General features: G+C 65.6%; 18 protein-coding genes. All 18 read left to right on the top strand.

Features of this window, described 5'->3' with window-relative positions:
* Window position 1 precedes the first annotated feature (1 nt).
* The 18 genes from D7Y61_RS18530 (at window position 2) to D7Y61_RS22735 (ending at window position 14,053) form a co-directional block, all read left to right on the top strand.
* Window positions 2-469 carry a structural cement protein Gp24 gene (locus D7Y61_RS18530; protein ID WP_180868412.1) on the top strand — a complete coding sequence of 156 codons (468 nt, stop codon included), beginning with the start codon at window positions 2-4 and terminating at the stop codon, window positions 467-469.
* A 12-nt stretch (window positions 470-481) separates the two neighbouring features.
* On the top strand, window positions 482-1,414 hold the full coding sequence (locus tag D7Y61_RS18525) for a DUF2184 domain-containing protein (protein ID WP_180868410.1): 933 nt from the start codon (window positions 482-484) through the stop codon (window positions 1,412-1,414).
* A gap of 45 nt (window positions 1,415-1,459) precedes the next feature.
* Window positions 1,460-1,810 carry a hypothetical protein gene (locus D7Y61_RS18520; protein WP_180868409.1) on the top strand — a complete coding sequence of 117 codons (351 nt, stop codon included), beginning with the start codon at window positions 1,460-1,462 and terminating at the stop codon, window positions 1,808-1,810.
* A gap of 2 nt (window positions 1,811-1,812) precedes the next feature.
* Window positions 1,813-2,325 carry a DnaT-like ssDNA-binding protein gene (locus D7Y61_RS18515; RefSeq protein WP_180868407.1) on the top strand — a complete coding sequence of 171 codons (513 nt, stop codon included), beginning with the start codon at window positions 1,813-1,815 and terminating at the stop codon, window positions 2,323-2,325.
* Window positions 2,322-2,678: a hypothetical protein gene (locus tag D7Y61_RS18510; protein WP_100468220.1), complete on the top strand. Its 357-nt coding sequence runs from the start codon at window positions 2,322-2,324 to the stop codon at window positions 2,676-2,678. Before D7Y61_RS18515 ends, D7Y61_RS18510 begins: the two co-directional genes overlap by 4 nt.
* Window positions 2,678-3,754 (top strand): phage minor head protein, encoded by a 1,077-nt coding sequence (locus D7Y61_RS18505; RefSeq protein WP_180868405.1) that lies wholly within the window; start codon window positions 2,678-2,680, stop codon window positions 3,752-3,754. The genes D7Y61_RS18510 and D7Y61_RS18505 overlap by 1 nt, the downstream gene beginning before the upstream one ends.
* Window positions 3,744-4,169: a hypothetical protein gene (locus D7Y61_RS18500; protein ID WP_180868403.1), complete on the top strand. Its 426-nt coding sequence runs from the start codon at window positions 3,744-3,746 to the stop codon at window positions 4,167-4,169. The genes D7Y61_RS18505 and D7Y61_RS18500 overlap by 11 nt, the downstream gene beginning before the upstream one ends.
* Window positions 4,166-4,576 (top strand): phage tail terminator-like protein, encoded by a 411-nt coding sequence (locus D7Y61_RS18495; RefSeq protein WP_180868401.1) that lies wholly within the window; start codon window positions 4,166-4,168, stop codon window positions 4,574-4,576. The genes D7Y61_RS18500 and D7Y61_RS18495 overlap by 4 nt, the downstream gene beginning before the upstream one ends.
* Before the next feature lie 9 nt (window positions 4,577-4,585).
* A complete protein-coding gene (locus D7Y61_RS18490) occupies window positions 4,586-4,828 on the top strand; it encodes a hypothetical protein (RefSeq protein ID WP_065183278.1) in 243 nt (80 codons plus the stop codon).
* A gap of 127 nt (window positions 4,829-4,955) precedes the next feature.
* Window positions 4,956-5,423, top strand: a complete 468-nt coding sequence (locus tag D7Y61_RS18485; RefSeq protein ID WP_180868399.1) for a hypothetical protein — start codon at window positions 4,956-4,958, stop codon at window positions 5,421-5,423.
* A gap of 80 nt (window positions 5,424-5,503) precedes the next feature.
* Window positions 5,504-5,803, top strand: a complete 300-nt coding sequence (locus D7Y61_RS18480) for a hypothetical protein (RefSeq protein WP_180868397.1) — start codon at window positions 5,504-5,506, stop codon at window positions 5,801-5,803.
* Between the two features lie 72 nt (window positions 5,804-5,875).
* On the top strand, window positions 5,876-6,268 hold the full coding sequence (locus D7Y61_RS18475; RefSeq protein WP_180868396.1) for a hypothetical protein: 393 nt from the start codon (window positions 5,876-5,878) through the stop codon (window positions 6,266-6,268).
* A gap of 94 nt (window positions 6,269-6,362) precedes the next feature.
* Window positions 6,363-6,611, top strand: a complete 249-nt coding sequence (locus D7Y61_RS18470) for a phage tail assembly chaperone (protein ID WP_180868394.1) — start codon at window positions 6,363-6,365, stop codon at window positions 6,609-6,611.
* A complete protein-coding gene (locus D7Y61_RS18465) occupies window positions 6,608-9,646 on the top strand; it encodes a phage tail length tape measure family protein (RefSeq protein WP_180868392.1) in 3,039 nt (1,012 codons plus the stop codon). Before D7Y61_RS18470 ends, D7Y61_RS18465 begins: the two co-directional genes overlap by 4 nt.
* Before the next feature lie 171 nt (window positions 9,647-9,817).
* Window positions 9,818-10,138 (top strand): hypothetical protein, encoded by a 321-nt coding sequence (locus D7Y61_RS18460; protein WP_219628051.1) that lies wholly within the window; start codon window positions 9,818-9,820, stop codon window positions 10,136-10,138.
* Complete coding sequence (locus D7Y61_RS18455; protein WP_180868389.1) at window positions 10,135-10,614, top strand: DUF1833 family protein; 480 nt, start codon at window positions 10,135-10,137, stop codon at window positions 10,612-10,614. The genes D7Y61_RS18460 and D7Y61_RS18455 overlap by 4 nt, the downstream gene beginning before the upstream one ends.
* Complete coding sequence (locus D7Y61_RS18450; protein WP_180868388.1) at window positions 10,614-10,991, top strand: nitrite transporter; 378 nt, start codon at window positions 10,614-10,616, stop codon at window positions 10,989-10,991. Before D7Y61_RS18455 ends, D7Y61_RS18450 begins: the two co-directional genes overlap by 1 nt.
* The gene (locus tag D7Y61_RS22735; protein WP_219628050.1) at window positions 10,988-14,053 is read left to right on the top strand and encodes a host specificity factor TipJ family phage tail protein; all 3,066 of its coding nucleotides are present in this window, start codon (window positions 10,988-10,990) and stop codon (window positions 14,051-14,053) included. The genes D7Y61_RS18450 and D7Y61_RS22735 overlap by 4 nt, the downstream gene beginning before the upstream one ends.
* Window positions 14,054-14,071 lie beyond the last annotated feature (18 nt).

The raw sequence follows: 14,071 nt of genomic DNA, 5'->3' as shown, positions 1-14,071 counted from the left end.
CATGGCACTGCAGACCAACTACCCGGATACCCAGCCGGTCGCCATCGCTGGCGCGCCGGCCACCATGCTGCCCGCTACCGAGATCTCCCGCACCGTCGAAGGTGCCGCAATCGCCTTCGGCAAGGCCGTGGAGCAGGGCGCCACCGACAAGTCGGTGAAGGCCTTCGCCGGCGGCAAGTACGTCGGCATCGCGATGCTGGATCGTTCGGCATCGGGCCTGACGGTCACGGCGGGCCAGGTCACCGGCCGAGCCACCGACGCGTTCGGCGTGGGCGAGTCCGCCCGTGTCCGCACCAAGGGCGACCTGTGGGTGACCACCGCAGTGGCGGTGGCCGCAGGCGACGCTGTCTACCTGACGGCCGCCGGCGCGTTCACCAACGTGGCAACCGACAACACCGCCATTCCCGGCGCCCGCTGGGACACCAGCACTACCGCCGCCGGTCAGCTGGCTGTCGTCTATCTCGGCTAAGGAGCCCACCACATGAGCGCAATTCCCCTGATCGACGCCCAGGCAGCCCTGGGCTTCGTGATCGCCCAGGCCTCGATCATCGAGCCGGGCATCTACCGCACCATCTACCCGGACGTGCAATACCGCACCCTGGTGCCCGTTGACACCACCGGCAGCGAGTTCGCCACGTCGGTGACCTACATGTCGCAGGACCAGTACGGCAAGGCCGACTGGATCAACGGCAACGCCGATGACATCCCGAAGGCTGGCACTGTCCGCTCGAAGTTCGAGACCCCGGTCTACACCGCTGGTATCGGCTACGGGTTCGGTTGGGAAGAGATCGGCCGCGCCCAGATGCTGGGCATCAACCTGTCGACCGAAGATGCAGCCGCCGCACGCCGTGCGTCTGAAGAAATGGTCGATCGCGTCGCGCTTCTGGGCGATGCCAGCAAGGGCTTCACCGGCCTGTTCAATGCCGCTGGCGTGATTCCGACTGCTGCCCCGACTGGCAACTGGACGGTTTCTACCGACTCCGAGCTGATCGTGGGTGTGCTCAACCAGGCGCTGCTCAACGTGTTCAACGGCACGAACACGGCGTCGATCGCGAACACGCTGCTGCTGCCCTGGACGAAGTTCAACCTGCTCGCCACCCGCAAGATGAGCGAGCACAGCGACAAGACCATCATCCAGTGGTACCTGGAGAACAACCTGTACACCGTGCAGACCGGCCAGCAGCTGACCCTGCGCGGCGTGCGTGGCCTGGACACCGCCGGCGTCGGCGGCACCACGCGCCTGGTGGCGTACCGCAACGATCCGCAGGTGCTGAAGCTGCACATGCCGATGCCGCACCGCTTCCTGCCGGCCTGGCAGAGCGGCCCGCTGCGCTGGGACATTCCCGGCGTGATGCGCCTGGGTGGCCTGGACGTGCGCCTGCCCAAGGAAGTCGTCTACCTGGACGGCATCTGATCCCCACAGCCCCGGCCACGCGCCGGGGCCACATCGGAGCGAAGCATGAAGATCAAGAACAACCACAATGGTCCGCTGGGCTTGCCCGACGGCACGATTCTGCCGCCGGGCGAGCAGACCCCGGTCGCGAACTGGGAGGAGCTGAAGAAGAACTCGGTGGTGCAGGGCTGGATCAAGGCAGAGATCCTGAGCATCACCGGTGGTGACGCCAGCGGCAGCGGGCAGGCCGCCGGCGACAACTCGGGCGGCGAGGGCGGCGCCGACAAGGACGCCCTGATCGCGCGCGCCAAGGAGCTGGGCATCGACGCGAAGGGCAACTGGGGTGTGCCGAAGCTGCAGGCGGCAATCGCCGATGCTGAAAAGGCCGCCGGCGGCAATTCGGGCGGCGAGGGCTGACCATGTACGGCACGCTGGAAGGCGCAGACCTATACCACCAGGCGCGCGGTAACGCCGCCTGGGCAGCTGGTACGGAAGAAGCCAGGACTGGCGCACTGGTCCGCGCCACGGATTACATCGACGGCCGGTACCGGGTGCTGCTGGCATCCGGCCGTTGGGCGTCGATGTTCCCCGGCGTGCGCACTGCCGGGCGGGGCCAGCCGAACGAGTGGCCCCGCACCGGTGCGATCGACTACGACGGCGACCCCATCCAGTCGGATGAGGTGCCCGACGAGGTGGAGCGCGCAACCTACGAGGCGGCGCTGCGCGAGCTGACCAACCCCGGGAGTCTGTCGCCGGACTACGTGGCCACCGAGGCCGTGACCAAGGAGAAGGTCGGTCCCATCGAGGTCACCTACGCCGACGCGAGCGCCGCTGGCCAGGTGCCCAACCGACCGGTGGTGCCGGCCATCGATGAGATCCTGGCGCCGCTGCTGCGGACGCCGGCGGTTCTGCCTGCGGTGCGCGTCGTATGAGCCGCTTCTACGACCGCATGCAGGCGACCGCCGCGAACCTGATCGGTCGCTACGGCTACGGCACCCAACTGGAGCGCGACGGTGCACCGACCGGGCCTCCGCACAACCCGCAGCCGGGTCCGCCGACGCGGCACGACTGCACGGTGGTGGAACTGGAATACAGCCTGACCGACCGCGACACCACGCTGGTGCAGCAGGGCGACAAGCTGGGCCTGATCTCGACCGCAGTGGACATCCAGCCCGGCAAGGACGACCGGCTGCTGCTGGGTGGCCAGCTGTATCACCTCATCGACCTGCAGCCGCTCTCCCCGGGTGGCCAGGTCCTTCTCTATGAGTTTCACGCCCGACGCTGATGGCCGACTACACACCCCGCGAGTTGGAACTGCTGGCACGACGCCTGGAGCCGGCCATGCGCCGCGCGTTCGAGCAGGCTGTTGCCGCCGTGCGATCGCAGGTGCAGCTGGACCTGCTGGCGAGCCTGCTGCAGGCCGGGCAGGTAGACGCTGTGCTGGAGGCGCTGGGTTTCGACGGTGAGCGCTTCTCGCCACTGGCCGAGCAGGTGCGCCAGGCGTTTGCCGCCGGCGCGGAGGTCGGTATGAAGGAGCTGCCCACGCTATCGCTGCGGCAGCAGATACGCGGGCGCTACAACCCCGCCAACGACACGCCGCTGCTGCGGTTCGGGTTCGACATGCGCAACCGCGGCGTGGAGAGTTGGCTACAGACGAACTCCTCGCGCCTGATCACCGGCATGGTGGATGACCAGCGAACACTGGTGCGCCAGCACCTGGTGCGCGGCATGGCCGCCGGCGCCAACCCGCGCCAGACGGCGCTGGAGCTGGTCGGCAGGGTGGGAGAGACCGGCCGCCGCAGTGGCGGTATCGTCGGCCTCACCGCGCAGCAGGCGCAGTTCGTGGCCAACGTCCGGCAGCAGCTGGCCAGCGGTGATCCGGCGCAGATGGCGGAGTACTTCGGCCGTAAGCGGCGCGACAAGCGCCTGGACGGGATCGTCAGCCGTGCCATCAAGGCGGGCCAGCCGGTGGCGCCGGCAGACGTGGAGAAGATCGCCGCGCGATATGCGGACCGGCTGCTGGCGCAGCGTGGCGAGATGATCGCGCGCACCGAGTCGCTGACGGCCATGGCCGCAGGTAGGGAGGAGGCGTTCCGGCAGCAGATCGAGAGCGGCCGCCTAGCGCCGGAGAACGTGACAGGTACCTGGTCAGCCACCGGTGACGACAGGACCCGCCACAGCCACCAGGCGATGAACGGCCAGGTTCGCCGGTTCGGTGAACCGTTCCAGACGCCCAGCGGTGCGTTGATGCGGTTCCCGGGCGACACCTCGCTCGGTGCTGGGCCGGAGGAAACCATCGGCTGCCGCTGCATGAAGCAATACCGGGTGAACATGGCGGCAGAGGTGAGGCGTGGCCAATAAATTCGGAGCCCAGGTCCGGGCCTTCACCGAGAAGGCCAAGGCCATGCAGGGAGCGATCTTCCGTGAGTCGGCTACCAAGCTGATGGAGGAAGCCGGCACGCCCGAGGGGCAGGGCGGGAAGATGCCGGTGGATACCGGCTTCCTGCGCAACTCTGCCGCTGCATCGGTCGAGGGCATGCCATCGGACAGCGCGCAGGCCCCGGAGCTGGTGTTCGCCACAATGGAGCTGGGCCAGACCGTGTGGGCCGGATGGACAGCAAAGTACGCCATGCGGATGGAGCACGGGTTCTTCGGCGAGGACAGCCTGGGCAGAACCTATGCTCAGGCCGGCAAGGGCTTCGCGCGCGCGGCCGCACAGCGCTGGGATTTCATCGTGGCCGAGGTAACCGCCGACGTGAAAGGACGGATGGGATGAGCGACACCGCGATCTATGACGCATTCGCCACGCTGGTGGGGCAGTTCGCCGTACAGCAGGGCTTGGCCTGCGCCTACCCTGGGAAGGGCTTCACTCCGCCGACCGGCAAGGATGCCCGCTGGCTGGAGCTGCAGTGGTTCCCCAACCGGACCGAGAACTACGGCATCGCAGACGATGGCCCGTTCCTGATGCAGGGTTTCGGCCAGCTGTCGGCCTGCTACCGGCCGGGGCAGGGGATCATGGTCGGTACTGCGATCACGGACCAGATCATCGCCGCCTTCGCCAAGGGCACGGCTTTCGGCGGGGTCTCGGTGCAGCGCCGGCCGTGGACCTCCAGTCTGATCCAGGACCCGGAGCGGATCATGCACCCGGTGACCATCCCCTGGCGGGGATTCGTTTCGGGGTAGACTCCGGCCATGAGCCCCAAGCCGCCCAACCTGCACCTGGTCAGCAGCAACGAGATCCCGAACGAGGGTGAGCTGCAGGCCATGCGCGATGCCATCACCCGCATGAAGCGGAACCGGCAGCTGCTGGACGAGTTCTGCGCTGAGCAGGCGCGGTTCGTCCGGGCGGAATACCTGGCCTATGTGGAGGCGGGATTCACCCGGCCGCAGGCCATGCAGCTGGTGGCGGCGAAGTTGGGCCCCGCCAAGAAGTGACGACAGAACCGACTACAAATTATTCCCGAATCTATTCCAGAGGCCCGCCCACCAGCGGGCCTTTCCGTTTTCCAACGACCCCGCCCCGTGGCGGGTTTTTTTACGCCCATCGCGAGGAGATACGGCCATGGCCGAAGCAAAGACCAACGCAGGCAGCAAGCTGAGCATCTGCGTCACCCCCCAGAACGAAGACCTCACCGAAACCGAGTTCAAGGCCCTCACCTACGTCCAGGTGAAGAAGGTCGGCAGCATCGGCGAGCGCGGCATCAGCACCAACATCGTCAGCTACGACACCTTGGACACCCTGGTCTCGATGAAGGGCAAGGGCATCACCAACGCCGGCGACCCTGCGGTGGAGATGGCAGAGGATCTGGCTGACCCGGGCCAGGTGGCCATGCGTGCCGCTGGTGCACCGGACGTGGCCGATGCCTACGCCTTCAAGATCGAGAACACCGACGGCAGCATCGAGTTCCTGCGCGGTCTGGTGGCCGGCCCGAACAAGCCGGGCGGCCGCAACGAGGACTTCCGCCTCAACACCTACACGATCGCGCTGAACCAGCAGCCGATCGATGTGCCCGCGCCCGTGACCCCCTGACGGGCCTTGGCTGGTTGCAGTTGCCCGGTGATGCCAGATCACATGGGATACCATCGCCGCTTTCGGCGAAGGAGCTTTCCATGAAGAGGATTCTGGCAGGGGCGCTGGCGCTGGCCATCGCAGGCTGCGCGACCGTGGGCAAGGAAATCAGTGATGAGTCCATCGCGGCCATCACGAAGGGCAAGACCACCGAAGCGCAACTCGTCGCGCAGCTCGGTCGCCCGACTTCTACGGTTACCAATTCCGATGGCACCAGGGTGCTGGTGTGGACCTACGCCAAGGCCAACGGCCTGGGCCGCGTGAAGGGGAAGACCGTCAGCGTAGTGCTGAGGGGTGGTGTGGTGGATAGCCACTCCGTCGCCGAGGTCACCACGCCCTAGGGCGCACCGAGAAACCGAAACCCAATGAGGCCCGCGCAATGCGGGCCTTTTCTTTTCCAGGATGAGAGAGACATGACTGACCTGAGCACCATCGTCGCCGCCGCGCGAACGATCGACATCAAGCACCCGGCCACCGATGCCCCAGTGGGCCTGGTTCTGACCATCCTTCCCGATAGCAGTCCGCAGGTTCGTGCTGCGTCCCGGAAACTGACCAACGAGCGCATGCTTGGCCGGGGCAAGCTGACCGCCGAGAAGATGGAAGCCGGGCGCATCGACATGCTGGTCGCCTCGGTGGGTGGCTGGGAGTGGCAGGACGACCTCAACTTCCATGGAGAGAAGCCTGCCTTCGAGGAGAAGACATTGCGCAGCTTGTTCAAGGAGCTGCCCTGGGTGGCCGAACAGGTAGACGCGGCTCTGGGCGAGCGCGCCGAGTTCTTTCGCGGAGCTGACCAGGAAGCTGGCTGACGCGATCTACCTGACCGTCCGGTACGACGTGCCGGACAGAAACGGGGAAACCCGCCGCACCCGCAATGAGCGCTTCGGGGAGCCATCCCCAGAGGTGAGGGTTCCCGAGAGGGGCGAGCACGTCTGGGATTGGTTCTGGCAGCTCTCTGCACGTCGCAAGAGCGGTCCAGAGGCATTGACCTTTGCTGACGTTGGGGAATGGACCCGGCTGCTGCTGGTCGACCCGCTCCCGCAGGAGGTGGAGATGCTTATGGCCATGGACGACGCCTACCTCATCGCGGTTCGGGAAGACCAAGCGGCAGCCCAGCAGCGCGCCATCGAGGAAGCGAGGAGCAGGAAATGACCGACATTGCCGAGCTGGGCTACAAGATCGACAGTAGCGGCCTGGTCGAAGGCACCAAGGCCCTGGACGACAACGCTGCGGCTGCTGACAAGGCCGGCGCTGCAGCCGACCGTTTGGAGAGTTCGCAGAGCGCTGCCAGCAAGACAGCATCCTACTGGGCCAACGAGCAGGCCAAGATCAACGCTCGCGTACAGGAGATGGAGCGGATTGAGCAGAGGGCTGCGATGGCCACGCGGCAGGCGGCCACTGCCACGGAAGCGCATGAGCTGAACCTGCAGCAGCTACTCGGGCAGATCAACCCGACAGTGGCAGCGCTGAACAAGTTGGCCGACCAGCAGGACCGGCTGGCGCGGGCACGGGATCTGGGGTTGCTCAAACCCCAGGTGTGGCAGCAGTACCAGAACAACATCGACGCCACGCGCGCGTCCATCCTCAATGCCACCGGCGCGCAGAACGGCATGGGCATGTCCGCGCGGCAGCTGCAGAACAACCTGCGCATGATCCCCATGCAGGTGACCGACATCACCACCAGCCTGATCAGCGGCCAGCCCGCGTGGATGGTGGCGATCCAGCAGGGCGGGCAGCTGAATGACCAGTTCGGCGGCATCGGTCCGGCTGCGCGCGCCGTTGGCGGCTATGTGCTGGGGCTGATCAATCCGTTGACGCTGGGCGCGGCAGTACTGGCGGCCCTCACTTTGGCTCTGAAGCAGGGCAGCGATGAGCTCTACGAATTCCAACGGAATCTGATCCTCAGCGGACGAGACGTTGGTGTCACATTCGGGCAGTTCGAGCGAATGGTTGATCAGCTCGATCGCATCCAAGGCGTGAGCCGCGGTGGGGCCGTTGATGCTCTGAACGCTGTGGCAAAGTCCGGCCAGTTTGCCGGCCAGCAGCTCGACCTGGTTGCCGCATCCGCTGCACGCATGGAGAGCTCGCTGGGTGTTTCGGCAGACCGTACCGTTGCGCTGTTCGACAAGATCACCAAGGACCCGGTGGACGGTCTGCTGGAGCTGCAGAAGCAGTGGGGGCGGGTAACACAGGCTCAGATCGACAACGTCTACCAGCTTCAGCTGCAGGGCGACGAGCTGGGGGCGGTGACTGAAGCCCTTCGTCTGGCAGAGCAGGCCACCAAGCAAATGGCCGACACAGCTGAAGCCAATCTGCCGATGATGACGATGTGGTGGCGGGATCAGAAGGATGAGATCAGTGGGGCATGGGGCCAAGTTGTCGGGCTGACTCAGGCCCTCACCGGGTACATCGGGAAGTATGGCGAAGCGACCAAGTTGCCGACACTGACAGACATCATGGGTCTCGGCGGTGGCTTGGGGGCGACGAACCTCGCGTTGAAGTGGGCCGGTCTTCCTTCGTTCGGTGACCTTGCTGGTAGTGCCACGAAGCGGCTTAGAAACCCAAACGGGCTCCCTGAGAACATTGAAGACACGGGGCCTGCTCGCGCCAAGGTAACTGACCCTCGTCAGGGAGCTTCAGCCACTGACCAGTGGAACCGTCGCCTGGAGATGTACGACAAAGAGTTCCGCATCGGTGCAGAGATTGAGCGCATCGAAGCCGAAGGCATTGCGGCCGGTCGAACCCGTGCGGAGATCGAGGCAACCATCGCCAACTACATGAAGTCGCAAGAGGAGAGCGCAAAGCGAAAGGCCGGTGTTGGTGGGAGTGGTCGCAACGGCGACGACAGCGCCGCGCAGAACATGCTGGCCGCTGCCCAGCGGCAGATCGAGGCCAACAAGCAGCTGGTGGAGACCGGCGTAAAGGTGACCGAGAGCGAGCGCCAGGCGATGGCGATCGAGCAGGTGCTGGCCAAGGGTAAGAACACCATGACGGCGTCCACCCGGGCGCTGCTGGAGGCAGCCAAGGACGACCTGCTCGCCTCCGGCCAGAAGGCCGTGGCCTACACGAAGGAGAAGGAGGCGGCAGAGGCACTGGCACGGCAGCAGGCCATCCTGGCGCAGGCAGGCAGCAACCGCTCGCGGGCCAACGAACTGGATCTGCTGGGCATGAGTGGCGGATCCGACGGCGTGGCGATGCTGCGCCGGCAGCTGGACATCCAGCGCGAGTACCAGGACGAGCTGAAGCGGCTGGGAAGCCGCGACGTTGCCAAGGACAAGGCCACGTGGGATCTGCTGGCGGCCAATGCCGACGCCTTCCGCAATCAGGAGCTGGCGAAGGAGCGGGCGTTTCAGGATCAGCGGCTGGCAATGCTGGGAGACTGGCGGCTGGGTGCACAGGTGGCATGGCAGAACTACGCCTTCGACGCCACCAACTACAACCAGCAGGCGCAGGACGCGGTGCAGGGCACGCTGGCGGCGACCACGAGCAGCATCGCGACGCAGATTGACGAGCTGATTCGTGGCAATCAGTCCTTGGGCGAATCGTTCAAGAACATCGCCGTGGACATGGGTAACGCGGTGATCGGAGCTCTGGAGCAGATGGCGGCGCAGTGGCTTGTCTATAAGGCGATCCAGCTCGCTGTAGGTGATTCGACCAAGGCGTCGGCGTCGAGCGTGCTTGTGGGCAACGCAGCAGCGACAGCCGCTCAGGCCGCGCTGGCTGCGTACGCATCGACGGCTGCGATTCCCATCGTAGGACCGGCAATGGCACCAGGTGCAGCCCAGGCTGCCCTGTCGGCAACAGCGCCATATGTGGCGGCGGTTGCCGCCGCAAGTACGGTGGGCATGGCCCACGACGGCATCCATTCGGTGCCCACGGAAGGCACGTGGCTGCTGAACAAGGGCGAGCGTGTGCTGACCGCAGGAACCGCGGCAAAGATGGACGCGACGCTGGACCGGATTGCGGCGTCGCGAGCGGGCGGTCCCGGCGGTGGCGGCAACGTGTATGCCCCGACCATCCATATCAACGGCGATCCGGATGCCCGGACGCTGACCATGGTGGAACAGAGCGTGCGCCGCGGCATGCAGCAGAACTACGACCGCATCTCCTCCGAACTGACCACAGGACAGGGTCGGGTCGGGAAGGGCTTGCGCAGAGGAAACAACGTGTCGCGTCGGGTCAGCTGACCCGACGCAGCCAATGCGAGGCCCCAAATGGCAGCTGCAGTTCCCTATCCGGCATGGCTACCCCTGCCGCTCCGCGAAGGCTATGGGTTCAAGCCCGTCACACCACTCCTGACGTCGAGGTTCCAGAGCGGTGCATCTCTGACACGCCGCCGGTCCACCAGCACGCCCTCGATGGTGACCCTGTCGTGGGTGCTGAAGGATCGCGTGGCCGCGATGTTCGAGAAGTGGGTGCAGGAGGATCTGGTCGATGGATCGGCCTGGTTCCTTTGCAAACTGAGGACCCCCATCGGCGAGGACTACTACCGAGCGCGCTTCACTGCGGACTTCTACAACGGCCCCTACTTGGTTGACGGCGACTTCTGGCGGTTCGACGCCACGCTGGAGATGTTCCGGCGGCCGCTGCTGGCGGACGGATCCACCGCATACCCCGACGCAATCTTCAATGCGGACATCGTTGATCTGGCGGCGAACAAGGAGTGGCCCGAAGCATGAGCATCCTCGAACGCCTGTATGCCTCGGGTGGCCGCGAGGTGGAGCTGGAGACCTTGGCCATCCAGGTGGGTGCGCAGACCTTCTACCTGACAAAGGGGTGGGACGACATCACGGCCAGGCTGGAGACGGGCGAAACCGTGACGTTCACCGCCTGCGGCATGGACATCGCCAAGCCCGCGCGCAATGCGGATGGTGTGCAGGACTTGCGCTTCGCCATCAGCAACATCTCCGGCGTCGTCAGCAACCAGATCCGCGCGGCGCTGGCCGCAAAGGTGGAGATGATCGCCACGTTCCGCCTTTACCTAAGCACGGACCTGCTGGCGCCGGCGCAGCGTCCCTTCAGCGTGGTCATCAAGGGCGGCCAGTGGACGGCCACCGAGGTGCAGATCACCGCTGGCTTCATGAACGTTCTGGACACGGCGTGGCCGCGCGATCGCTACGTCCTATCGAAGCATCCCGGACTGAGATACATGTGATGAAGATCAACCTTGAAAAGTACCTTGACGTGCGCTGGGTGCGCGGCGGCCGCGCGTTCCCTGAGCTGGACTGCTACGGGGTGGTCAATGAGGTGCGCAGGGATCTGGGGCTGGAGGCATGGCCGGAGTATGCCGGTGCGACGGTCGTGCAACTGCCGGAACTCGCCGCAGGCGCAGCCACCGAGCGCAGCGGCAGCGACCTGCGGCAGGGGGCCGTGGCCTTCTGCTACCAGGGCAGCGTGGTTGAGCACGTGGCCGTGCTGATCGAGGCAGATGGCCGCCTGTGCGCGCTGGAATGCAATGAGCACCACGACGTGACGGTGCTGCCTGTGGCGCGCTTCGAACGCCGCTTCACCCGAGTGGAGTACTACGCGTGATCCGAATCTATCCGTCGCGCATGCCCGGTGAGCCACTGGAGACGCACGCCCACGGCCGGACCACTGTCGAGGGGTGGCTGCAATCCATGGTGCCGAGTTTCACCGCAGACCGACCGCATCCGATTGAGGTCGAGCTGGATGGCGTGCCGGTGCCGGCCGAAGCCTGGGCGACCACCTGGATGGACGGTGATTCCGACGTCCGTATCTACCCGATTGCCTACGGTGAGGGTATCGCTGCGGTCGTGTACTGGGTGGTAGTGGCGGTTGCGGCAGCCTATGCCATCTACATGGCCAGCAACATGCCGTCGGGCAACCGGTTTGGCCAGGGAGATTCGCTCAGCCTGGACACCGCGCGTGCGAACAACGCACGTCTGGGCAGCCCTATCCGAGAGGTGCTGGGCCGTTACCGCGTCTATCCAGATTACCTGGTGCAGCCGGTGTCGCGATTCGTAGGCGAAAAGTCCTACCGCACCCACATGTTCGTCTGTGTTGGCAAGGGGCAGCACATCATCCCGGTCGGCTCGGCGCGGCTGGGGAATACGCCCATCAGCTCGTTCGGCAGCGACGTGCAGATGACCATCTACCCACCGGGTGCGGATGTGAGCGGCGACGTGCGCTCCGAGAACTGGGTGAACTCCACCGAGGTCGGGGCGACGGCCTCCGGCACAGCCGGCCTGGATCTGAGCGACACGGCAGACGTGTCTACGGGAATCAACGCAGACTCGGTGACGGTATCGGGGAACGTGCTCACCCTGAACAATGCAACGGTCACCGACGCGAACGGTAACGAGCGGCCGACCAGCTCCGTGCCAAGCAGTTGGGTTGTCGGCGCCGTGCTCACGCTCAAGATTTCTGCCTCCTTCACCGCGACCACGAGCGGCCTTTACTCGATCATCGCCGGCAGTGCTGTGGCAGAGTTGGCGCCCTACGTGGGCATGCCGGTACTGCTGACCTACAACGGCGCCGACTATGCACTGTTCGTGGCCAGCTACGCCCCAGGCTCGCCCGCGGTGCCCGGCGTAGGTGGAAGTGCTGCCCGCGTGACGGGATCGGCCGCGGCGAGCAACTTCGATTTCAGCGGCTCTCCGGTCACCTTCGGAATCAGCTGGCGCGGCATCGCCTACAGCGTTGCTCTGGAGGCAAACTACATCACCTTGGGCGTGCTTCTGACGGCCATCAACGACCAGTTGGTGGACAGCGGCTTGGTGGCGACCCAATCCGGCGGTGTGGTCACGATTGCGGAGTCGGCCAGCCCGTTTGCTGGTGGGAGCATCACCTACAGCGGACTGCCCGCGTCAGTCTTCGGCAGCAGTCCAACGTCTACTGCGGGCGTGGCCACGAGCGGCGGAACACCTGCGACGCAGCCCCGTGTGACGTTGGCCTACGACGGCCCGGCCGGAACTGCTTTCGGCGGTCTACCACCCGGTGTGGTGTCGCTGGCAATGTCGCGCGGCCAAAGCGACTATCGAATTGCGGCCGTGTCCGGGCTCACCTTGGTCGTGGAGCGGCTGACTGAGGCGGGAGTGGTCGACACGAGCTGGCCGGGCTGGACCAACCGGACGGCCACTGACTACAGCGCCACTGGCTTCCAAGAGGGCGAGGAGTGGCTGGGGCCCTTCCTGGTGTGCCCGAACGGCGAAACCACGGATGCGTTCGAGTACGACTTCAACTTCCCCAGCGGACTGATCTGGTACACCAGCAAGGGTAATAAGCGCACCTTCACCGTTTCTCTGCGAGTCGGCTATCGCGTGTTCGGCTCCGGCGCGCCATGGACCGTGCGCACACACACCTACACCGGATACTCCGAGGATGCCGTCGGCTTCACCGAGCGCATCAACCTGGGGACGCCTGGGCAAGTCGAGGTGCGAGTTCGGCGGGTGACCGAGCGCGGAGGCAATTCTGCACGGGACGCGTGCTACTGGCAGGGCCTGCGCGCGCGCCTGTCACAGCGGCCAACCCGCTACGACGACCTGACCACCATCGGGCTTACCGTGACCACCGGCACGAAGCTGGCGGCGCAGTCGGATCGGCGATTCAACGTCATGGCGACGCGACAGTACGAGGGCAGTACCGCGCGGACCATCAGCGGCGCCATGAAGCACGTGCTGCGGTCCCTGGGGCTGCCGGAGGACCAGATCGACACGGACACGCTGCAGCATCTGGAGGATACCTACTGGACGCCGCGCGGGGAGTTCTTCGACTACAGCCCCGAGCAGTCCGGCAGCAGCGCACTGGACGTGCTGCAGTTGGCTACGCAGGCGGGCATGGGCTACTTCCTGCTGAGCGACGGCATGTGCTCGGCGGGGCGTGAGGGCATCAAGACCTGGCGCGGCGCAATTTCTCCCAAGCGGCAGTTGGAGCCGCTGGCCACGTCGTTCAATGCACCGGGTCCGGATGACTTCGACGGGGTAGACGTGACCTACATCGATGAGGTCACCTGGGCGGCCGAAACCGTGGAATGCCGCATGCCAGGTAGCGATACGCCGGTTAAGGTGGAAACGTTCGAGCTGAAGGGGGTAGGGAGCCGCACCAGGGCATACCGGATCGGCATGCGCCGGCTGATGAAGTACCAGGGACAGCGGTTGACCTACACCACAAAGACGGAGCTGATGGGCCTGCGGTTCGACTTCGGCGACCGCGTCAAGCTGACCGACGACATCCCCGGGTCCAGCACCACCAGCTGCGTGATCGACCATGCCGAGCTGCAGGGCACGCGCGTGCTGATCGAAGTGGGCGAGTACCTGGACTGGAGCCTGGCTGCGCCGCGCTGCCTGATTCGGTTCCAGGACGGCTCGGCGTCGGCGGTGATCGTGCCCACGCGGGTGGACGATCACACGCTGACCATCTCCGCTTCGTCTCTGCCAGCTGAGCACGCATTCAGCACATGGATCCTCGATGACCCGACGATTGACCCGCCAGAGCTGATCTTCTGCGACAGCTCTCGGGTTGGCTATGACGCAGTGCTTTCCGAGATCACCCCCGGCGACGACGGCTCGGTGGAGATCTCCGCGCTGCAGTACGACCCAGCCTTCTACCAGTACGACGACGCGAACGCGCCGTAACACCAACGGAGAACCACC

Origin of the sequence: Stenotrophomonas maltophilia, assembly GCF_013464485.1 — a bacterium.
GTDB lineage: Bacteria > Pseudomonadota > Gammaproteobacteria > Xanthomonadales > Xanthomonadaceae > Stenotrophomonas > Stenotrophomonas maltophilia_AW.
This window is presented reverse-complemented; position numbering and strand designations above follow the sequence as displayed.